15 protein-coding genes and 1 pseudogene are annotated in these 21,014 nt (G+C 66.7%); 10 read left to right on the top strand and 6 right to left on the bottom strand.

Annotated features, from left to right (window positions below; translation table 11 throughout):
* Nucleotides 1-272: 272 nt before the first annotated feature.
* Together R1H25_RS16305 and grxC are read right to left on the bottom strand one after the other, a co-directional pair.
* Nucleotides 273-665, bottom strand: coding sequence for a carboxymuconolactone decarboxylase family protein (locus tag R1H25_RS16305; RefSeq protein WP_005408260.1), 393 nt, complete (start codon nucleotides 663-665; stop codon nucleotides 273-275).
* On the bottom strand, nucleotides 662-952 hold the full coding sequence (gene grxC, locus R1H25_RS16300; protein WP_049447194.1) for a glutaredoxin 3: 291 nt from the start codon (nucleotides 950-952) through the stop codon (nucleotides 662-664). Before grxC ends, R1H25_RS16305 begins: the two co-directional genes overlap by 4 nt.
* An 88-nt stretch (nucleotides 953-1,040) precedes the next feature.
* Here grxC and R1H25_RS16295 point away from each other — a divergent pair, with 88 nt between their 5' ends.
* From R1H25_RS16295 to lpxH, 9 genes are all read left to right on the top strand, one after another.
* The gene (locus tag R1H25_RS16295; protein ID WP_317224106.1) at nucleotides 1,041-2,741 is read left to right on the top strand and encodes a M48 family metalloprotease; all 1,701 of its coding nucleotides are present in this window, start codon (nucleotides 1,041-1,043) and stop codon (nucleotides 2,739-2,741) included.
* A gap of 116 nt (nucleotides 2,742-2,857) precedes the next feature.
* Entirely contained in the window at nucleotides 2,858-3,547 is a 690-nt protein-coding gene (gene phoB / locus R1H25_RS16290) for a phosphate regulon transcriptional regulator PhoB (RefSeq protein ID WP_005408258.1), read from the top strand.
* Nucleotides 3,548-3,653: 106 nt separating this feature from the next.
* Nucleotides 3,654-4,985 (top strand): phosphate regulon sensor histidine kinase PhoR, encoded by a 1,332-nt coding sequence (gene phoR / locus R1H25_RS16285; RefSeq protein WP_049447191.1) that lies wholly within the window; start codon nucleotides 3,654-3,656, stop codon nucleotides 4,983-4,985.
* 4 nt (nucleotides 4,986-4,989) lie between these two features.
* Nucleotides 4,990-7,077 carry a polyphosphate kinase 1 gene (gene ppk1, locus R1H25_RS16280; RefSeq protein ID WP_241881832.1) on the top strand — a complete coding sequence of 696 codons (2,088 nt, stop codon included), beginning with the start codon at nucleotides 4,990-4,992 and terminating at the stop codon, nucleotides 7,075-7,077.
* 336 nt (nucleotides 7,078-7,413) lie between these two features.
* Nucleotides 7,414-8,940, top strand: a complete 1,527-nt coding sequence (gene ppx, locus R1H25_RS16275) for an exopolyphosphatase (protein WP_049447219.1) — start codon at nucleotides 7,414-7,416, stop codon at nucleotides 8,938-8,940.
* Nucleotides 8,941-9,204: 264 nt separating this feature from the next.
* Nucleotides 9,205-12,171 (top strand): TonB-dependent receptor domain-containing protein, encoded by a 2,967-nt coding sequence (locus tag R1H25_RS16270; RefSeq protein WP_057499966.1) that lies wholly within the window; start codon nucleotides 9,205-9,207, stop codon nucleotides 12,169-12,171.
* 144 nt (nucleotides 12,172-12,315) lie between these two features.
* On the top strand, nucleotides 12,316-13,461 hold the full coding sequence (locus R1H25_RS16265; protein ID WP_057499964.1) for a glycosyltransferase family 1 protein: 1,146 nt from the start codon (nucleotides 12,316-12,318) through the stop codon (nucleotides 13,459-13,461).
* Nucleotides 13,442-13,981 carry a phosphatase PAP2 family protein gene (locus R1H25_RS16260; protein WP_049447227.1) on the top strand — a complete coding sequence of 180 codons (540 nt, stop codon included), beginning with the start codon at nucleotides 13,442-13,444 and terminating at the stop codon, nucleotides 13,979-13,981. The genes R1H25_RS16265 and R1H25_RS16260 overlap by 20 nt, the downstream gene beginning before the upstream one ends.
* 67 nt (nucleotides 13,982-14,048) lie before the next feature.
* The gene (gene lpxH / locus R1H25_RS16255; RefSeq protein WP_049447228.1) at nucleotides 14,049-14,795 is read left to right on the top strand and encodes a UDP-2,3-diacylglucosamine diphosphatase; all 747 of its coding nucleotides are present in this window, start codon (nucleotides 14,049-14,051) and stop codon (nucleotides 14,793-14,795) included.
* A gap of 87 nt (nucleotides 14,796-14,882) precedes the next feature.
* Here lpxH and R1H25_RS16250 read toward each other — a convergent pair whose 3' ends face one another.
* A complete protein-coding gene (locus tag R1H25_RS16250; protein WP_317224105.1) occupies nucleotides 14,883-16,136 on the bottom strand; it encodes a M12 family metallo-peptidase in 1,254 nt (417 codons plus the stop codon).
* Between the two features lie 226 nt (nucleotides 16,137-16,362).
* On the opposite strand from R1H25_RS16250, the gene R1H25_RS16245 reads away from it, so the two are divergent.
* Complete coding sequence (locus R1H25_RS16245) at nucleotides 16,363-17,820, top strand: DUF2235 domain-containing protein (RefSeq protein ID WP_317224104.1); 1,458 nt, start codon at nucleotides 16,363-16,365, stop codon at nucleotides 17,818-17,820.
* Nucleotides 17,821-17,888: 68 nt separating this feature from the next.
* Here R1H25_RS16245 and R1H25_RS16240 read toward each other — a convergent pair whose 3' ends face one another.
* The 3 genes and pseudogenes from R1H25_RS16240 to R1H25_RS16230 form a co-directional block, all read right to left on the bottom strand.
* Nucleotides 17,889-18,713 carry a ferritin-like domain-containing protein gene (locus R1H25_RS16240; protein ID WP_057499961.1) on the bottom strand — a complete coding sequence of 275 codons (825 nt, stop codon included), beginning with the start codon at nucleotides 18,711-18,713 and terminating at the stop codon, nucleotides 17,889-17,891.
* Nucleotides 18,714-18,722: 9 nt separating this feature from the next.
* Entirely contained in the window at nucleotides 18,723-20,189 is a 1,467-nt protein-coding gene (gene purF, locus R1H25_RS16235) for an amidophosphoribosyltransferase (RefSeq protein WP_012510177.1), read from the bottom strand.
* A gap of 30 nt (nucleotides 20,190-20,219) precedes the next feature.
* A pseudogene (locus R1H25_RS16230) lies at nucleotides 20,220-21,000 on the bottom strand (CvpA family protein).
* Nucleotides 21,001-21,014 lie beyond the last annotated feature (14 nt).

The following is a 21,014-nucleotide window of genomic DNA, read 5'->3' as shown; positions in this document are numbered from 1 at the left end:
CCGCTTCCCGGCTCAGGCAGAATTGCCCGCGCATCCCACCTTATCCCCGCGCCTGTCGGCGCGCCCCCTTGAGCAAACCGCTCTGCGGTTTTGCCCGCGCATACCGCCTTAACCCTGCGCCTGTCGGCGCGCCCCCTTGAACAACAAGGGGGCTCCTGGACTGTTGGATTGCGGGGAAGTCCCCCTTGCAGGTCCGGTAGTGGGGGGGGGGGGGGCCGGCAACCCCGGCCATGCCGGGTTCAGGCGATGCCGGCCAGCGGCCGGCACTACCCTCAGTGCTCGTGCGCTGCCGGGGCGGCGGCGCCACCTTCAAGCTGGTCGAGGAAGTCGACCGCGCGGCGCAGGTGCGGGATCACAATCGAGCCGCCGACCACCAGGCCGACCGAGAAGGTCTCGAAGAATTCCTCGCGAGTGACCCCGGCGTCCTTGCATTGGGCCACGTGGTAGCTGATGCAGTCGTCGCAGCGCAGCACCATCGAGGCCACCAGGCCCAGCAGTTCCTTGGTCTTCACGTCCAGCGCGCCGGCCTGGTAGGTCTGGGTATCCAGCGCGAAGAAGCGGCGCACCACCTGGTTCGGCTCGCCCAGGATGCGCTCGTTCATGCGCTTGCGGAAATCGGTGAACTCGGCAATGCGATCCTTGCTGCCGTCGTCGGCCGCGCTCATGCCTGGCCCTGCCCGGCCAGCAGCGGCTCGAGCTTGCCTTCACGGTGCAGGGCCATCATGTCGTCGTAGCCGCCGACATGGACGTCGCCGACGAAGATCTGCGGCACGCTGGTGCGGCGGGTCAGCGCGATCATCTTCTCGCGCTCGGCCGGGTCCAGGTCGATGCGGACCTCGGTCCACTGCTGGCCCTTGCTCTTCAGGAAGTTCTTGGCGGCCACGCAGTACGGGCAGACGGCGGTGGAATAGAGGGTGATGGCGGGGGCACCGCCGGCGGTCTGGGCTGTCACGGGAAACTCCACGATGGATCGACGGTCTACATATGGTACCGGTGCGCTGGAAATTCCACGCCACGGCCGCAACACTGTGGATTAACGAATGGTTGCCCCCTGCCCTGCCACGCTTGGCGCGCCCCGCCCGAGGACCTCCTGCTTGCGAGCCCTGCTGCTGACTACCGCCGTCACCCTGGCCCTGGCCATGCCGCTGGCCCAGGCCCAGGAGAAGCTGCCCGACATCGGCTCGTCGGCCGGCGAGCTGCTGACTCCGGCCCGGCAAGCCGAATACGGCGCGATGATGCTGCGCGAGCTGCGCAACTATGGCTACCTGCTGGACGATCCGCTGGTCAACGACTGGCTGCAGACCATGGGCACCCGCCTCGGCTCCAACAGCGACCAGCCGCGCCAGCCCTACACCTTCTTCGTGATAAAGGACCGCCAGATCAACGCCTTCGCCACGCTGGGCGGCTACATCGGGGTCAATGCCGGCCTGGTGCTGACCGCCGAGCGCGAGGACGAGGTGGCTGCGGTGCTGTCCCACGAAATCGCCCACGTCACCCAGCAGCACGTGCTGCGCGGGGTCGAGCGTGCCCAACGCGACCAGATCCCGATCCTGCTCGGCATGCTGGCGGCGGTGGTGGCCGCGCAGGCCAGCAACAGCACCTCCTCCGGCAACGCGACGATGGCCGCGATCAGCTCCGGCATGGGCCTGATGCAGCAGCGGCAGATCAACTACACCCGCTCCAACGAGTCCGAGGCCGACCGCCTCGGCATCCGCACCCTCTCGCGCAGCGGCTACGACGTGGATGCCATGGCCGGCTTCTTCGAGCGGATGGCCTCGGCGATGCGCGGCAACGAGGGCGGCTACAGCGTGCCCGAGTTCCTGCGCACCCATCCGGTCAACATCACCCGCATCAGCGAGGCCAAGGCGCGCGCCGAGCAGATGAAGAAGGACACGGTGCTGCTGACCACCAGCACCCCCAGCGGCGAGCGCAGGGAGCGGGTCGATCCGGCCGACCCGAGCTTGGCCGAGCCGATGCTGCGCGGAAACAACCCGCTGCTGCCCAGCAGCGTGCTGCGCATTCCGATGGGCCAGCTCGCCCGCGGCGCCAGCGGCGACTTCGACTGGGCGCGCGAGCGCCTGCGCGTGCTCAGCGCTGATTCCACCCCTGAACTGGAACGCGAGTATGCCGATCTGGCCAAGCGGCAGAAGGATGGCCTGAACGACGCCCAGCGCTACGGCCAGGCCCTGGCGATCATGCGCGGCGGCCGCAGCGGCGCCACGCAGGCCCGGCAGACCCTGGCCAGCCTGCTGCAGACCCGACCGGACAACCTGTGGCTGGCACTGGGGCTGGGCGAGGCCGAATCGCGTGCCGGACTGGGCGCGCAGGCCAACAGCCGTTTCGAACAGTTGCTGCGCGAGCACCCCAACAGCCGTCCGGTGGCACTGACCTATGCCGAGATCCTGAACGAACAGGGCACCCGCGAGGCCGGCCAGCGTGCGCAGGCGATGCTGCGGCCGCTGTTGTCGCAAAGTGGTAACGATCCGGTCTTCCAGCAGCGGTACGCCCGCGCCAGCGAACTGGCCGGTGACAGCGTGCGCGCCAGCGAAGCCTATGCCGAGGCGGCCTTCCTCAGCGGCCGCCCGGAACAATCGCTGATGCAGCTGCAGGCGCTCAAGCGCAACCCGGCACTGGACTATGTCGGCCGGGCCCGGGTGGACGCACGCATCGAAGCGATCACGCCCACCGTGCTGGAACTGCGCCGCCAGGGCGTGCAGGACCCGGATCTGGACCGCCGCTGAGCGCTGCATGACCGGTCGATGGCAATCCAGGCCGGTTCCGGCCCGGCAGTCACAAACATGTCATCAAACCGTAGTCTACTGGCACCACTCCAGTAACCGAGCCCTACGGTGTCCTCGTGCAGAAACGCATCCTGATCGTCGATGACGAGCCCGCGATCCGTGAAATGGTCGCCTTCGCCCTTCGCAAGGGCGATTACGAACCGGTCCACGCCGGCGATGCCCGTGAGGCCCAGACCGCGATCGCCGACCGGGTTCCCGATCTGATCCTGCTGGACTGGATGCTGCCCGGTACCAGCGGCCTGGACCTGGCCCGCCGCTGGCGCAAGGAAACCCTGACCCGCGAAGTGCCGATCATCATGCTGACCGCCCGTGGCGAGGAAAACGACCGCGTCGGCGGCCTCGAGGCCGGTGTAGACGATTACGTGGTCAAGCCGTTCTCGGCGCGCGAACTGCTGGCCCGCATCCGTGCGGTCATGCGCCGCGCCCGCGAGGACGACGAGGACGGCAGCGTGGCGGTCGGCCCGATCCGCATCGACGGCGCCGCGCATCGCGTGTTCGCCAACGACCAGCCGGTGCCGATCGGCCCCACCGAATACCGCCTGCTGCACTTCTTCATGACCCACCCCGAGCGCGTCTACACCCGCGCCCAGCTGCTGGACCATGTGTGGGGCGGCAGTGTGTACGTGGAGGAGCGCACCATCGACGTGCACATCCGCCGCCTGCGCAAAACGCTGGAGCCGTTCAACGCCGAAAACATGGTGCAGACCGTGCGCGGCGCCGGCTACCGCTTCTCCACCGCCACCTGAGTCTCGTCGTGCCGGCGCCACGCACCCGCGGGTGCCGGCGCCGGCAACTCTGCTATAACCCTCGGTTCACCCCAGTGAACCGCCGCACCTCAACGACGAGATCGCAATGCCCCGCCACATCCGCTCTGCCTGGTTGAAGACCCTGGCCACCGTTGCCGCGGTACTGCTGTTCGCCGGACTGGTGGGGTGGCTCTCGGGGCATCTGTGGCTGTGCATCGCACTGGGCGCGCTCGCCACCCTGGCCTGGCACTACTGGCGCCTGCGCAGCGTTCTGCGCCGGCTGACCGCACGCCAGCGCTGGGACACCGCCGAGGAAGGCACCGGCGTCTGGAACGAGCTGGACCGCCTGCTGTACCGCAACCAGGTGGAAATGCGCGTGCGCAAGCGCCGCCTGCTGGACATGCTGCGCAGCTACCGCGCTGCTGCCGCCGCGCTGCCCGATGCCGTGGTGGTGCTGGACCGCAACAGCCAGCGCGTGCAGTGGTTCAACGAAGCGGCCACCGCCCTGCTTGGCCTGCATCATCCGGGCGACCTTGGCGAAGCCCTGGTCGAGCGCCTGCAGCCGATGCCGCTGGCGCACTGGCTGGCCGGTGGCCGCAATGCCGAGCCGATCCTTGATGTGCCTTCGCCGGTCGATCCGGCGATCCGCCTGAACCTGCGCCTGATTCCCTATTCGTCGGACTACTGGCTGCTGATCGCCCGCGACGTCAGCAAGCTGCTGCGCCTGGAACAGGTGCGCCGCGATTTCGTGGCCAACGTTTCACACGAGCTGCGTACGCCGCTCACCGTGGTCCACGGCTACCTGGACATGATGGACCCGGAGGATTTCCCGGGCACCGGACCAATGCTGGAAGAAATGCGCAAGCAGAGCCAGCGCATGGCCCAGCTGGTGGAGGACCTGCTGACGCTGTCACGCCTCGAATCGCAGGAACACAGCGAAGAAGAGACCGTGGCCATGCAGCCGATGCTGGCCACCCTGCGCCGCGAAGCCGAAGCGCACAGCCAGGGCCGCCACCAGATCAGCATCGACGACCTGGCCGGCATTGACCTGCAGGGATCGACCAAGGAGCTGCACAGCGCCTTCTCCAACCTGGTCACCAATGCAGTGCGCTACACGCCCGCCGGCGGCCGCATCGCGGTCGAGTTCCGCCGCGAAGGCGATGGCGCGGTGCTGGCGGTGCGCGATTCCGGCTACGGCATCCCGGCCACCCACCTGCCACGCCTGACCGAACGTTTCTACCGTGTCTCCAGCAGTCGTTCCCGCGAAAGCGGCGGTACCGGCCTGGGCCTGTCCATCGTCAAGCACATCCTCGGCCTGCACCACGCGCGGCTGGAGATTGAAAGCGAGGTCGGCAAGGGCTCGGTGTTCTCCTGCCATTTCGATGCCGACCACGTGCGCCCGCGCGAGTCCGCCCCCCTGACTTCCATCGAAGATTGACGCCATGAGCAGCCTCGGATCCCTCCCCCTCCCCGTGAGCCCGGACAACGATCCGTTGCGCGACCCGGCGCTCTACATCAACCGCGAACTGTCGCAGCTGGATTTCAACTTCCGCGTGCTGGCGCAGGCGATGGACCCGCAGGTACCGCTGCTGGAGCGCCTGCGCTTCATGTGCATCTCCTGCACCAACCTCGACGAGTTCTTCGAGATCCGCGCCGCGGCCGTGCGCCACGCGCAGGAGTTCGGCCTGCCGCCGGCGCCGGACGGGATGAGCCCGCAGGCCATCCTCAATGCCATCCACGACCGCGCCGCCGAACTGGTGGACCAGCAGTACCGCTGCTGGAACGAGACGCTGCGCCCGGCGCTGATGGAGGCCGGCATCGGCGTGCTCGGCCGCCATTCCTGGACCGACCGCCAGAGGCGCTGGCTGCGTGCCTATTTCCGCAACGAGATCATGCCGGTGCTGTCGCCGCTGGGCCTGGACCCGGTGCATCCGTTCCCGAAGATCCTCAACAAATCACTGAACATCGTGGTGGTGTTGAAGGGCACCGACGCGTTCGGCCGCGCCGGCCACCTGGCCATCGTGCGTGCGCCACGCTCGCTGCCGCGCATCATCCAGCTGCCGGAGAAGCTCGGCGGCCCGCAGAACTTCGTGTTCCTGTCCTCGGTGCTGTCGACCTTCGTCGATGAACTGTTCCCGGGCATGGAAGTCCAGGGTGCCTACCAGTTCCGCGTCACCCGCAACTCCGAGCTGGTGGTGGACGAGGAGGAAGTGGAAAACCTGGCGCTGGCGCTGCGCGACGAACTGGTCGACCGCGGCTACCGGCCGGCGGTGCGCCTGGAAATCGCGCAGGACATGCCACGCGACATCGTGCGCACCCTGCTGCAGAACTTCGGCCTGACCGAAAACGCGGTGTACCGCATCGATGGCCCGGTCAACCTCAACCGCATCATCCAGCTGTACGACCTGATCGCGCAGCCGGACCTGAAATACCCGCCGATGACCCCGCGCACGCTGCGCGACAGCGACGGCATCTTCGAGACCGCGGCGCGCCAGGACCTGCTGCTGCACCACCCGTTCGATGCCTTCACGGCGGTGCTGGACCTGATCCGGCAGGCGGCGATCGACCCCAACGTGCTGGCGATCAAGCAGACCCTGTACCGCACCGGCAAGGATTCGCTGATCGTCGATGCCCTGATCCAGGCCGCGCGCAACGGCAAGGACGTGACCGTGGTGGTCGAGCTGCGCGCACGCTTCGACGAAGAAGCCAACCTGGGCCTGGCCGATCGCCTGCAGGAAGCCGGCGTGCAGGTGGTGTACGGCGTGGTCGGCTACAAGACCCACGCCAAGATGCTGCTGATCGTGCGCCGCGAAGGTCGCAAGCTGCGCCGCTACGTGCACCTGGGCACCGGCAACTACCACAGCGGTACCGCCCGCGCGTACACCGACATCAGCCTGATCACCGCCGACGCGGACATCGGCAACGACGTGCACCTGCTGTTCCAGCAGCTGTCCGGGCTGGCCTCGAAGATGAAGCTCAAGCGCCTGCTGCAGTCGCCCTTCACCCTGCACACCGGCATCCTCGGCCGCATCGAGCGCGAAACGCGCATCGCCGCCGCCGGCCGCCCAGCGCGCATCATCGCCAAGATGAATGCCCTGAACGAACCGCAGGTGGTGCGCGCGCTGTACGCCGCTTCGCAGGCGGGCGTGCAGATCGACCTGATCATCCGCGGCGCCTGCACCCTGCGCCCGGGCGTGCCGGGCGTGTCGGACAACATCCGCGTGCGCTCGATCGTCGGCCGCTTCCTGGAGCACAGCCGCGTCTACTGGTTCGGCAACGACGGGGCACCGGAGATGTACTGTGCCAGCGCCGACTGGTTGGAGCGCAACCTGCTGCGCCGTGTCGAGACCTGCTTCCCGATCCTCGACCCGGAGCTGGCCAAGCGGGTGTACCGCGAGGTACTGCAGAACTATCTGGACGACAATCTCAACGCCTGGGAACTGGATGCCGATGGCATCTACCACAAGCGCGCACCGGCCCACGACGAAGCTCCGCATTCTGCTCAGATGGCATTGATGCAGGGGCTGTAATCCGGTGTGTCGACCAAGGTCGACACCTACCAGGAGCGGTAGGCACCGATTCTAGTCGGGACTGGATCAGTGCCGACCAACGGTCGACACCTACCAACAGCAGCGGAATTCTGTCGAAGGCGGGGAGGGTCCGGTTGCGGGGGCGTGAGCGCCATGGACGTACTTGCGCCGTCCCCCGCAACCGGACCCGCCCCGCCATCCCACGGATACCCCGCTTTTGACGTTGACGTTGACGTTGCCTCTGCGGGTGCAGGGCGCAGCCCTGCCGCACTCCCCCCACAAAATGTGAAGGCCGCGCGGTGACGAGCACACCGCCCCTTCGGCTAACATTCGTCCATGCCGCATACCACCACGACTCCGCCCGCATTGCAGGATGGCGACCTGCTGGCCGCCATCGACCTTGGCTCCAATAGTTTCCACATGGTCATCGCGCGCTACACGCTCGGCCAGCTGCGGGTGATCGACCGCCTGCGCGAGACGGTGCGCATGGCCGATGGCCTGGACGGCAAAGGTGGGCTCTCCTCCGCCGCGCGGCAGCGCGCGCTGGAATGCCTGGCCCGCTTCGGCCAGCGCATCCGCAACGTGCCGCCGCACCGGGTGCGCGCACTGGCCACCAACACCGTGCGCCAGCTGCGCTCGCCGCAATCGTTCCTGGTTCCGGCCGAAACCGCCCTGGGGCATGCCATCGAAGTGGTCAGCGGACGCGAGGAAGCGCGCCTGATCTACCTGGGCGTGGCCCACGCGCAACCGCCCAAGCCCGGCCAGCGCCGGCTGGTGATCGACATCGGCGGCGGCTCCACCGAATTCATCATCGGCATGGGCATGCAGACCCTGGAGCGCGAAAGCCTTCAGGCCGGCTGCATCGCCAGCACCCGACGCTTCTTCCCCGGCGGCAAGCTGAGCAAGAAGCGCTGGAAGGATGCGCTGGCCGAGATCGGCCGCGAGTTCCAGCCCTTCGCCAGCAAGTACCGCGCGCTGGGCTGGCAGGAAGCCCTGGGCTCATCGGGCACGCACAAGGCGATCAGCGAGATCTGCGCGACGATGAAGCTGAGCAAGGGCGCGATCACCGCCGAGGCGCTGCCGCAACTGCGCGACGAACTGCTGAAGGCCAAGAAGATCGACGACATCCAGCTGCCGGGCCTGTCCAGCGACCGTCGTCCGATCATCGCCGGCGGCATCCTGGTGCTGGAGGCCGCCTTCCAGGCGCTGGGCCTGCAGAAGCTGCTGGTCAGCAAGGCAGCGATGCGCGAAGGCATCCTGTACGACATCGTCGGCCGCGCTGGCGAGAACGACCTGCGCGATGAATCGGTGGCGGCGCTCAGCCAGCGCTACGGCATCGATACCGTGCAGGCCGATCGCGTCCAGGACACCGCCCTGTCACTGCTGGAGCAGGTGCAGGAACGCTGGCGGCTCGATGCCGACGACGCGCGCATGCTCGGCTGGGCCGCGCGCCTGCACGAACTGGGCCTGATGATTGCCCACAGCGGCTACCACGTGCATGGCAGCTATGTGCTGGAGCACTCGGATATCGCCGGCTTCTCGCGGCAGGAACAGCAGATGCTGGCCGCCCTGGTGCGCAGCCACCGTCGCAGCGTGACCAAGACCGCCTTCGACGCCCTGCCCGAGCGCCTGCTGCTGACCGCACGCCGGTTGGCCGCCCTGCTGCGGCTGGCGGTGCTGCTCAATCGCGCCCATGAGGACGCCCCGCTGCCGGCGCTGGAACTGACCGCCGATGACAACCGCCTGTCGCTGATTGTGCCGCAGGCCTTCATCGATGCCCGCCCTCTGCTGCGCGCGGACCTGATCGGCGAGACCGACGGCATTGCAGGGTTGGGCATCCAGTTCCGGCCGTTCGTGGCCTGATCCGGACCGGGACGACGCCCGGCCCGCGCGCAATCCGCGCTGCGCCGCAGCATCAACCCGTCGTCGCTATAGACCCAGGTTATCTGCAAGCCCGCGATTTCCTTCACATTTTCATCACCTCAACGATACGTGGTGAATTATTTCGACATAGTCTATTTACAAACTCTTAACTACCGAGACTAGTATTGGGTCGCCGGCGCATTTCCGCTGGGCAATTGGGTGCTTTTTTGGGCATCTCCCTACGTCTTTGAGAGAGAGAACGTAATGACTTCACGTACCGTGTTGGGCAAGGCCATTGCCCACGCCCTGGTGACGACCACCGCCCTGGCCGCGCTGCCGGCCTTCGCCCAGGACAGCGGCAGCGCATCGCCGACCAATCTGGATCGCATCGAAATCACCGGTTCGCGCATCCGCCAGGTCGATGTGGAGACCTCCCAGCCGGTGCTGGCAATGACCCGCGTCGACATCGAGCGCCAGGGCTTCAGCTCGGTGGCCGACATCCTGCAGAACGTCACCGCCATGGGCAGCCCGGCGATCAGCCGCGCCAACGCACTGAGCTCGGGCGAAAACACCGGCGGCACCTACATCGACATGCGCAACCTGGGTGCGCAGCGCACCCTGGTGCTGGTCAACGGCAAGCGCCTGGGCATCAGCACCTCGGGCCTGCAGGACGTGTCCTCGCTGCCGGTGTCGGCGGTGGAGCGCATCGAAGTGCTGAAGGACGGCGCGTCGGCCATCTACGGCTCCGACGCGATGGCGGGCGTGATCAACATCATCACCCGTTCCAACGTCAACGGCGTGACCGCCAACGTCTACCACGGCCAGTACAGCGAAGGCGACGGCGCCCGTGACCGCTTCGACGTGGTCGGCGGCTGGAGCAATGACCGCGTTTCGCTGACCCTGGCACTGGAACATTCCGAAGAAAAGAGCGTCTGGGCCAAGGACCGCTGGTTCAGCAAGTACGGCGTGAGCGACCGCCACCCGGACGATGCCTCCAACTGGACCACGCTGAGCCAGTGGGGCCAGGTGACCGGCCTGAAGGGTGGCCCCGGCTGCACCAACACCAGCCAGGGTTGCGGCTACTCGCTCAACCGCGGCGCCGACCCGACCAACCCGGCCAACTACCACCTGACCGACGCGACTCCGTTCACCGGCGACGTCAGCAACGCCAACGAACAGATGCACGTCATGTATCCGCTCAAGCGTGATTCGGTGTACTTCGACGGTCGCTTCAAGATCACCGACCAGGTCAACCTGCGCACCGAATTCGGCTACAACAAGCGTTCGGCAGAGCGCCAGATTGCAGGCTACCCGCTGCAGTCCAGCTCGGTGTCGATCTCGGGTGACCCGACCGCCACCGGCCTGATGTCCAAGGACAGCTACTTCAATCCGTTCGGCAACCAGCACGGCTATGCCAAGCCAACCGACGTGGCCTGGAACCGCCGCACCTGGGAAATCCCGCGCGTGAGCACCAGCGAACTGAAGACCTACCGTGCGGTAGTGTCGCTGGATGGCACCTTCGAGATCGGTCAGCGCTACTTCGATTGGGACGTGGGCTACCAGTACAACCGCAACGAGCTGACCGCCACCGCTACCGGAAACCTGCACAAGAAGCGCGTGCGTGACGCCGTGGGTCCGTCGTTCCTGGATCCGGCCACCGGCAAAGTGGTGTGCGGCCGTCCGGGTGCGGTGATCGACGGCTGCATGCCGTGGAATCCGCTGGTGCCTTACGGCAAGACCGATCCCAACGGACTGACCGGCAATGAAGCGCTGATGGCCTGGCTGTTCCCGGCGGAGCACACCACCGGCCGCACCACCACCAAGAACGCGTTCGCCAACCTGTCCGGCAGCATCATGACCCTGCCGGCCGGCGACCTGGGCTTCGCTTTCGGCGTGGAAAGCCGCAAGGAAGACGGCCGCTACACGCCCGATGCCCTGGCCCAGACCGGCGCCACCACCAACCTGGCCGCGGGCCCGACCGGTGGCAGCTACAACGTGAAGGAAGCCTATCTGGAGCTCAACGTGCCGGTGCTGGCCGACCTGCCCGGCGCGCGCGAGCTGAGCTTCAATGCCGCCACCCGCTATTCCAAGTACAACACCTTCGGCAACACGCTCAACAGCAAGTTCGGTTTCAAGTGGAAGCCGATCGACCAGTTGCTGGTCCGTGGTACCTGGGCAGAAGGCTTCCGCGCACCGACCATCAACGATCTGTACGGTGGCGGTTCGGAAACCTTCGCGCAGTTCAGCGATCCGTGCGACACCGTGTTCGGCTCGGCCAAGGGCAGTGCCGAAGTCCGCTCGCGCTGCGCGCGTGACATCGCCGATGCCGCCAACTTCCGCCAGCTGAAGCAGGGCAACACGCCGGTAACGACGGCGCAGGATGCGACCCCGACGCCGTTCGTGTCCGGCTCGAACCCGCTGCTGGTTCCGGAAACCTCGACCAGCAAGACGCTGGGCCTGGTGTGGAGCCCGACCTTCATCAGCAACTTCAACGTGGCGCTGGACTGGTGGAAGATCCGCATCGACAACACCATCGTCGGTGACAGCCCGAACCAGATCCTGAAGGATTGCTATGAGCAGGGCATCGAATCGCGCTGCAGCCGCTTCAGCCGTGATCCGTCCAACGGCATCGTCACCGGCCTGAAGTTCGGCAACCGCAACGCCGGCTTCGCCGAGACCGAAGGTTACGACCTGGATGTCAGCTACCGCGTCGACACCAGCTACGGCAAGCTGAGCGCGGGCTGGACCAGCACCTATGTGAGCAAGAACGTCTACCGCTCCACCAATGATGTCCGTGATGCGATCACACCGATCAACGGCGTTGCCAACACCATCGGCACCGCCACCAGCCTTGCGTTCCGCGTGCGCTCGAACCTGGTGCTGGGCTGGGACGTGGGTGACTTCGGCGTCAGCTGGACGGCACGCTACTACTCCGGTGTGAAGGAGCGCTGCCTCAACGCCTCGCGGTATGCGGACGAATGCTCCGATCCGACCTTCCTGGCGCCGTGGCTGAAGTCGCCGACCGCTTACAACGAACGCGGTGCGGTGACCTTCCACGACGTGCAGTTCCGCTACAACCTGCCGTGGGATGCCACCGTTTCGGTGGGCGCGAACAATGTCTTCGGCAAGGAAGCTCCGGTGATGTACAGCAAGCCGAACTCGTCGTTCTCCTACTACGGTGGCTACGACATCGGTCGTTTCATGTACATGAAGTACCAGCAGCGCTTCTGATCCACCGCCCTGCCAGCATTGCCCATCACGGCCCTCCGGGGCCGTGGTGGCGCATGGCCCGGGGGCGCGTCATCCGGCGGTCGCAAAGCGGTCATATCGGCTACATCGCCAGCACCGAGCATGCCGGAAACCCGGAGGCCCGCCATGCGCTATGCCATCGTCACCGAGACCTACCCGCCGGAAGTGAACGGCGTTGCCCTGACCGTGCAGGGGCTGGAACAGGGACTGCGCAATTCCGGCCACGAGATCGACCTGATCCGCCCGCGACAGGCCAGTGAAGCGCTGGACTCTGCAGCGGGCACCCTGTTGGTTCCCGGCGCCGCCCTGCCGCGTTACCCCGGCCTGCGCTTCGGGCTGCCGGCCCCGATCCGGCTCGGCCGCCATTGGCAGCAGCAACGCCCGGACGCCGTCTATGTCGCCACCGAAGGCCCGCTGGGCTGGTCGGCCGTGCGCACTGCACGGCGCCTCGGCATTCCGGTGGCCAGTGGCTTCCACACCCGCTTCGACGAATACCTGCCCGACTACGGTGTGGCCTGGCTGCAGGCCGCAGCAATGCGCTGGATGCGTCGCTTCCACAACCAGGCCGATGCAACCCTGGTGCCCACCCGCGAACTGCAGCAGTTCCTCGGTGAACAGGGTTTCGAGCGCGTACGCCTGCTGGCACGTGCGGTCGACAGCCAGCAGTTCGATCCGGGTCGGCGCGACCCAGCGCTGCGCGAGGAATGGGGTGTGGACGGCAACGGCCTGGTGGCGATCTACGTCGGCCGCATCGCCGCGGAAAAGAACCTTGGCCTGGCGGTGAAGGCATTCCGCCGCCTGCAGCAGATCCGTCCCAAGGCCCGCTTCGTGTGGGTGGGTGATGGCCCTGCGCGCGAAAAACTGGCGCATGAAAACCCCGACTTCATCTTCTGCGGCATCCAGCGGGGTGACGCGCTTGCCCGGCATTTCGCCAGCGGCGACTTGTTCCTGTTCCCCAGCCGCAGCGAGACCTTCGGCAACGTGACCCTCGAAAGCATGGCCAGTGGCGTGGCAACCGTGGCCTTCGACTATGGCGCTGCCCGCGAGTACCTGCGCAATGGCGAAAATGGCGCGGCAGTGGACAACGATGAGCAGTTCATCGAAGCGGCCGTGCAGCTGGCCGCGGATGACGCGCAGCGCCAGACGCTGGGCAGCAATGCCGCACGCGCGATGAAGCGCCTGCATCCGCAGCAGGTGGTGGCGGAATTCGATGCCCTGCTGGCCGAACTGGCGCAGTCGCGGAGGAGCGGCCATGCGCACCACGCCGCTTGAACTGCTGGCCGACCGCGAAGCACGCCTGTGCCGGCGGGCCAATCACTACTGTCGCCGCCGCCGCGTACGTCGCCTGTTCGCTGTCATCAGCAGGCTCGGTGATGGCGTGTTCTGGTATGTGCTGATGGGCGCGCTGGTGCTGCTCGATGGCTTCGACGGCCTGCGCGCGTCGGTGCACATGGCCGCCACCGGTCTGGCCGCGTTGCTGCTGTACAAGGGCCTCAAGCGCTGGACCCGGCGCCCGCGCCCGTATGCGGCCGACCTGCGCATCCGCGCGTGGGTGGCACCGCTGGACGAGTTCAGCTTCCCCTCCGGGCACACTCTGCACGCGGTGTCGTTCACCATCGTGGCACTGGCCTACTACCCGTGGCTGGCTCCGCTGCTGGTGCCGTTCACCGCCGGCGTCGCACTGTCGCGCGTGGTGCTGGGCCTGCATTATCCCAGCGACGTATTGGCCGCGACGGGCATCGCGGTGCTGCTGGCGTCGGCCAGCCTGGCCTGGTTGCCGCTGCCGGTGTGACCCCCGGGGTCAGATCCCTCCGGTAGCGCCGGGCCATGCCCGGCGGTGGATGCCCTAGAATGCCCGTATGACGACGTTGTTCATTTCCGACCTGCATCTGGACCCCAGCCGTCCGGAGATCACCGACCTGTTCCTGCGCTTCCTGCGCGAACAGGCGCCCGGCGCCGATGCGCTGTACATCCTCGGCGACCTGTTCGAAGCCTGGATCGGCGACGACACGCCCTCGCCTGCCGCCGATGCGGTGGCCGACGCACTGAAGGTACTCTCCGACAGCGGCGTGCCGGTGTACTTCATCCGCGGCAACCGCGACTTCCTGCTCGGTGAAGACTATGCGCGCCGTGCCGGCCTGCGCATCCTGCCCGACCCATGCGTGATTGACCTGTACGGTCGCCCGGTGCTGCTGCAGCACGGTGACCTGCTGTGCACGGACGACATCCCCTACCAGCAGTTTCGTGCACAGACGCGCGACCCGGTGTTCCAGGCGCAGTTCCTGTCGCAGCCGCTGGCCGCGCGCATCGCCTTCGCGCAGAAGGCACGCGACGCCAGCCAGGCTCGCCAGTCGGAAATGAAGCAGGGCGATCGTGCGCAGTTCGAGACCGTGACCGATGTGGCTCCGGCCGAAGTCGATGCCACCTTCGTGCGCCATGGCGTGGACACCATGATCCACGGCCACACCCATCGCCCGGCGGTGCACACGCTGCAGGCCGGTGGCCGCACCTGCAACCGCATCGTGCTGGGCGACTGGTACGAGCAGGGATCGGTGCTGCGCGTGGATGCCGGCGGCTGGTCGCTGGATACGCTCGCGCGCCAATGATGGATCGCAGGGTGCCGACCAAGGTTGGCGTCTACCAGGGCAGGTGCACACACCCGGGTAGACGCCGCCGCTGGTCGGCACTTGGCCTCAGCGGAAGGCCGCGATGGTGGCCTTGGTATTGACCAGCACGCGCTGGTTGTCGGCGGTACTGGCATTGCCCATCGGGATGCCGTTGTAGCTGATGTTCGGGTTGGACCAGTAGTTCAGGCGCGGGCAGCTACGGGTGCAGTTGTAGGCCATGATCGTGCGCCAACCGGTGCCGGTGGCTGGCTCGTAGCGATAGCCGTGGCCATAGGCGTAGGGCGAGGTGCTCGAGTCGGTGGCGATGTCATGCCGCGCGCTCTGCAGATGGCCGATCTCGTGCGCGAACGAGTAGTAGCCGGTTGCGCAATCCCAGTACACCGCAGCGAACGCCGTCGACGCCGTCGAGCCGATCCCCGACGCCAGGCCGCAGTACGCCGTGTTGTTGATCAGCAGCACGCCCACGTCCGCCGTGTAGGTGTTTCGACTGGTGTGGATGCTGTCCATGTAGCCGTCGCTGGTGCCACGGAAGCGCGCGAGATCAGTATCGAAGCTGCCCGATTCGGTGTAGTTGGTGGTCTCGTAGCGGGCCAGTTCCATGGTGATGCCGACGTTGCTGTTGACATAACCCTGGTTGGATTCGGCCACCGCCAGCTGCACCAGCGACTGCATGTTGCCGCCATAAGCCGCTACCGCTGCATTGGTCGCCACCACCAGCACGCGGATGGTGGCCGGGGTACCGGACGAGGCCTGCGCGATGCCGATGCGGTCGTTGTTGCCCATCGGGATTTTCGGCAGCTGGTTGTAGTCGGCCGGATGATCGGCCGGCATCCGCGATTCATCCACTTCCACCAGTACATGGCGGTTGCCCAGCGGGCGCAGGCGATACAGCTTGCCGTCCTTGCGGATCGAACCGGTGATGGTGTTGCCCGAGCGCACCAGGATCAGCGAATTGCCCGGATCGTCCTGGCCATTGGACGTGGCGGCGGTCAGCTTGTCCGAGGGTGAGCGGAACTGGCCGTACCAGATACTGCCGCCATCAGGCAGTGCTTCAACCTTGCTGCGCACCGCCTGCACGCGCTGGCCAAGCAGTTCGAATTCCAGCTGCGGCTGCGCGGTGGCAGCAGCATCGACACGCACTTCCTGTACCGTCGCCGTGGAAGGGGTGGCCAGCAGCTTGCCCAGCGCGGGCTCACTGTTGGCCGATGCCCGGCTGATGACCGTCACCGGCTCGAACAACGGTGCCGCGTGCGCAGCCGCCGCCACCGACAAACCCAACACCAGGCCACCTGCCGCTTTGCCAATCGATCTGGACAACATTGCGTCGCTCCTTGAATGATGTGAACAGCGTTGATGCAGCACGCCCGGGGTTTGCCGGGTTTGGCCATATGGCCTGCGCGGGTCCTGTGAATTCAATAGAGGATGGGAATGAAAATCAGGAACTGTGATCGACCGCATCTGCGTTAAGTAAGGTCAAAAGCGTCACTACACTTCGCCAATACACCGCTTTCGCGCTACCGTGACACAGCCACGACGGGACATCCACATGGCACCATCGCAGGACATGGACGAAGATGTCGGCTTGCTGCGGATCGGCCTGTTCTTCGATGGCACCCGCAACAACGCCCACAATCTGGCGCGCGGTCGCCCGCAGCTGCCACAACCACGCCCGGTGCAGCTGCGTGCGGATGACGATTCGACCTACCAGAGCCGGCTGACCAGCAGCTACGACAACGGCCTGACCAACATCGCCCGCCTGCAGCAGCTGTATCCGGACAGCCGCCGCGATGCGATGGCCACGCCTTCGCTGTCGATCTACGTGGAAGGCGTGGGTACCCGCGATGACGCCGGCGACGATCTGATCGGGCTGGCCTTCGGTATCGGTGCCAGCGGCGTGCGGGCGAAAGTGCAGCGCGCGCTGCAGGTGCTGTTGCCGGCCGCGCTGGCGGAACTGTCCAAGCGCTGGCGGCAGCCGCTGCGTGGCGTGCAGCTGGATCTGTTCGGGTATTCGCGAGGCGCTGCCGCGGCACGTGACATCGCCAACCAGCTGCAGGACTGGGACAGCGCGCACTGGCGCCAGCTGCTGCAGAGCGCCGGCCTGTCCTGCACTGCGAACTTCGCCGCCGTTACGCCGGTGCTGCGCTTCATGGGTCTGTTCGACACCGTGGTCGCGGTCAATGGCGGCCGCGCTGATGAACAGCCACAACTGGCTCTGCGCAGTGGCATCGCCACCCGCGTAGTGCAGCTCACCGCGCGCGATGAACATCGCCAGCACTATCCGCTGACGAGCGTGGCGCCGCCATTCACCGAGATCGCCCTGCCCGGTGTGCACGCCAACATCGGGGGCGGCTACAACCAGTTGGAAGAAGGCCCCAAGCTGCTCAGCCGCCCACGCCGCCAGCAGCTGCGCCGTCTCGCCCTTGCCGACTACCAGATCCCGCCGCTGGCGATGCTGAAGGCCACCACGGCCTACGCCGAAACGCAGGCCGATGCCGAACGCTGGCGCCAGCAGTTGGGCGTGGACGAAAAGGAAATCTGGGTGGATGTCTGGCACCAATGGCAACAGCAGCGTCGCGCCGGCAGCCGCAGCGTGCTGTTGTCACCGGTGCTGTATGTGACCGCCGCAGTGGTGCTGCGTCGGCGCATCGACTGGCGTTACCAGCTGATCGCACTGCAGGTGATGCAGCAGCAGGCCATCGATGCCGGCGTGCAATGGACTGCCAATGCAACCGAAGTGCCCGGCTGGGAGCTGCCGTCCGCCCTGCAGCCGATCGCCCGGCGCCTGGTGGCCGGACAGCCGCTGACGCAGACACAGGAGGCGCTGCTGCGGCGGCGCTACCTGATGCAGTCGGCGCACTGGAACTTCGATGCACTGGGCGATACTGCACTGACCTACGCCGCCGATGCCGGTGTCAGCGAACTGCCGTACCGCCCGGGGCCCGGACTGTTCTACATCAACCGGCCGACGGTCGACGGCAGGCGTGTGGTGTTGCCGAACGCCTGAAAAAAGGGGACGGAGGGGATCAAGTCGTTTGTGGCACAAACGACTTGATCCCCTCCGTCCCCTTTTCTTCAACCGGCCTGTTCAACCAGGTTGGCGAGCTCATCCGCATCAAAGCCGGCCAGCAGGCGCGCTTCGATGTTGAACGGTCCATGCAGGTAGCCGCCGGCGTACTCCACCAGCAGTTCCTTGAAACGTGCGCGCGGCTCGACGCCGGCGCGATCGCAGTACCAGCGGTACCAGCGCGAGCCGGCGGCAACGTGCGCCACTTCTTCGCGCAGGATCACTTCCAGTACGTCGGCGGTCTCGCCATCGCCGACATTGCGCAGCTTCTCGATCATGCCCGGTGTCACGTCCAGGCCGCGCGCTTCCAGCACGCGCGGCACCAGCGCCATGCGCGCCAGGCCGTCATGCGCCGTCTTTTCGCACATTTCCCATAGGCCGTTGTGCGCGGGGAAATCAGCATAGTCGTGGCCATGCGCCTGCAGACGCTCGCGCAGCAGCATGAAGTGCCGCGATTCGTCGTCGGCACAGCTGACCCAGTCGGCATGAAATGCCGACGGCAGGCCACGGAAGCGGTACACCGCATCCCAGGCCAGGTCGATCGCATTGAGCTCGATATGGGCGATGGCGTGGATGAAGGCAGCACGGCCTTCCACGCCGCCCAGTCCGCGCCGCGGCACTTCACGCGGATGCACCAGCACCAGCTGCGCCGGCCGGCCGGGCATGCGGATCGGCTCTGGCGGCGGTGCATCGGCCGCCACCTTCAGGCGGCCGGCACGGAACGCGGCGGCATAGGCCTGGGTCAGCACTACCTTGCGCAGCGGGTCGGCTTCGGCCAGGCACTGCTGCGCAGCGCGCAGCAGGTCGCCACCAACGTCGGGCACGTCAACCACGCCTGGACCTCAGGCGCGGCGCTTGTGCTTGGCATCGTCCGAACGCAGCTGCTGGATGCGTTCGAAGTAGCCCGGCTCGATACCGGTCGGGTAGTGGCCGTTGAAGCAGGACGAATCGAAGTTGCGCAGCGCCGGATTGCCCTCGCTCACCGCCGCTTCCATGTCTTCCAGATCCTGGTAGATCAGCCAGTCGCAGCCCAGGTGGGCTTCGATCTCTTCCACGGTGCGGTTGTGCGCGACCAGCTCTTCGGCCGCCGGCATGTCGATGCCGTAGATGTTCGGGTAGCGCACCGGCGGCGCCGCGCTGGCCAGGTAGACCTTGCGCGCGCCTGCATCACGGGCCATCTGCACGATCTGCTGGCTGGTGGTGCCGCGCACGATCGAGTCGTCCACCAGCAGCACCACACGGTTGCGGAACTCCAGATGGATCGGGTTGAGCTTGCGGCGCACCGACTTCACGCGCTCGCCCTGCCCCGGCATGATGAAGGTGCGGCCGATGTAGCGGTTCTTGATGAAGCCCTCGCGGTACTTCACCCCGAGCACGTTGGAGATCTCAAGCGCAGCGTCGCGCGAGGTATCCGGGATCGGGATGATGGTGTCGATGTCGTGGTCCGGGCGCAGGCGCAGGATCTTCTCGCCCAGCTTGATGCCCATGCGCATGCGCGCCTTGTGCACCGACACGTTGTCGATCATCGAATCCGGGCGTGCGAAGTACACGTACTCGAAGATGCACGGGGTGTGCTCGGCCGGCTCGGCACAGATCTCCGAGAACAGCTCGCCACGCGCGGTGATCACCAGCGCTTCGCCCGGCTGCACGTCACGCACGCGCTGGAAGCCCAGCACGTCCAGCGCGGCCGACTCGGAGGCCACGATGTACTCATCGCCCTCGGCGTGGCTGCGCTTGCCCAGCACCAGCGGACGGATGCCGTGCGGGTCGCGGAAGGCGACCAGGCCCAGGCCCAGCACCACGCTGACCACCGCATAGCCACCCTTGCAGCGGCGGTGCACGCCGGCCACCGCGCGGATCGCGGCTTCCGGGCTCAGCTGGCGCTGCTGTTCCAGTTCGTAGGCGAACACGTTCAGCAGCACTTCGCTGTCCGAATCGGTGTTGACATTGCGGCGGTCCTGCTCGAACACCTGCTGGCGCAGGGCTTCGGTATTGATCAGGTTGCCGTTGTGGGCCAGCGCGATGCCGTACGGCGAATTGACGTAGAACGGCTGCGCCTCGTCCATGCCTTCCGAACCGGCGGTCGGGTAGCGCACATGGGCGATGCCGACGCTGCCTTCCAGTGTGGACATGGTGCGGGCATCGAACACATCGCGGACCAGGCCGGTGGCCTTCTGCACCCGCAGGCGGCTGCCGTTGACGGTGGCGATGCCTGCTGCGTCCTGGCCGCGATGCTGGAGGACGGTCAAGCCGTCATACAACTGCCCGGCGACGTTCTGGTTGCCGACGATTCCGACGATGCCACACATGGTGCGAGGTCTCCGCTGGGCGGTGCCCAGTTACAAGGAAGGTGGCCGTGCCTGGCCTTTAGTGGTCGCCGCGCCTGCGGTCGACGTTGGCCGGATCGCCCGGCTCGATACTGTCCGGCAGTGCAGGAGCGTCCGGGCGCACTTCGGCCGGATCGTAGGAGTCGCCCTGTTCCGCTTTCGCAGGCCGCAGCCATCCGCTGCCTGCCACTACCTGGTTGAGGATGCCATTATCGCCTGCCGCGCCCGGCTTTCCCAACCCGGCGCCTGTGTTCTTGCCCAACTCCATCAATGCAGATGGGGACAGGGCGTCGGTCGGCAAGGCCTTGGGCAGCAGATCGGCCCCGGGAACCTCCCAGTGCGGCAGTTTGCTGTTCATCCAGGCCACCGTGGGGTTCAGCAGCGGGCGCACCGCAGAGCGCTGCCACGAGGGCTCGGCGGTCAACGGGGTGAAACTGCCCAGCAGCAGCAGGATCGCGGCGATCAGGCCGCCCCGCACGGCGCCCAGCACCCCGCCCAGCAGGCGGTCCAGGCTGGTCAGCATGCTGCGGTGGACCAGGGCCTTGATGACCATGCCGATCACCGCGACCACGATCATCACGCCGATACCGACCCCCAGGTAGCCACCGACGAAGTGTTCGCCGCCGGGGGCCGCCGGGGCGGCCCACCAATGGGCGGCATCATTGCCGAAGGCGAAGGCAGCCCACGCGGCCAGCAGCCACGACAGGGTGCCGATGACGATTCCCACGAAGCCGCGCAGCATCCCCAGCAGGGTCGAGGCGGCGATCACGATCAGCAGCACCACGTCGATCATGGCGCCCCGCTCCT

Origin of the sequence: Stenotrophomonas veracruzanensis (genome assembly GCF_032911525.1) — a bacterium.
GTDB lineage: Bacteria > Pseudomonadota > Gammaproteobacteria > Xanthomonadales > Xanthomonadaceae > Stenotrophomonas > Stenotrophomonas africana.
This window is presented reverse-complemented; position numbering and strand designations above follow the sequence as displayed.

Coding starts and splice junctions, on each gene's coding strand:
- R1H25_RS16260 (WP_049447227.1), top strand. CDS start 13,442: ATGCGCACCACGCCGCTTGAACTGCTGGCCGACCGCGAAGCACGCCTG.
- purF (WP_012510177.1), bottom strand. CDS start 20,189: ATGTGTGGCATCGTCGGAATCGTCGGCAACCAGAACGTCGCCGGGCAG.
- ppk1 (WP_241881832.1), top strand. CDS start 4,990: ATGAGCAGCCTCGGATCCCTCCCCCTCCCCGTGAGCCCGGACAACGAT.
- R1H25_RS16250 (WP_317224105.1), bottom strand. CDS start 16,136: ATGTTGTCCAGATCGATTGGCAAAGCGGCAGGTGGCCTGGTGTTGGGT.
- R1H25_RS16305 (WP_005408260.1), bottom strand. CDS start 665: ATGAGCGCGGCCGACGACGGCAGCAAGGATCGCATTGCCGAGTTCACC.
- R1H25_RS16245 (WP_317224104.1), top strand. CDS start 16,363: ATGGCACCATCGCAGGACATGGACGAAGATGTCGGCTTGCTGCGGATC.
- phoR (WP_049447191.1), top strand. CDS start 3,654: ATGCCCCGCCACATCCGCTCTGCCTGGTTGAAGACCCTGGCCACCGTT.
- R1H25_RS16265 (WP_057499964.1), top strand. CDS start 12,316: ATGCGCTATGCCATCGTCACCGAGACCTACCCGCCGGAAGTGAACGGC.
- ppx (WP_049447219.1), top strand. CDS start 7,414: ATGCCGCATACCACCACGACTCCGCCCGCATTGCAGGATGGCGACCTG.
- R1H25_RS16270 (WP_057499966.1), top strand. CDS start 9,205: ATGACTTCACGTACCGTGTTGGGCAAGGCCATTGCCCACGCCCTGGTG.
- lpxH (WP_049447228.1), top strand. CDS start 14,049: ATGACGACGTTGTTCATTTCCGACCTGCATCTGGACCCCAGCCGTCCG.
- R1H25_RS16295 (WP_317224106.1), top strand. CDS start 1,041: ATGGTTGCCCCCTGCCCTGCCACGCTTGGCGCGCCCCGCCCGAGGACC.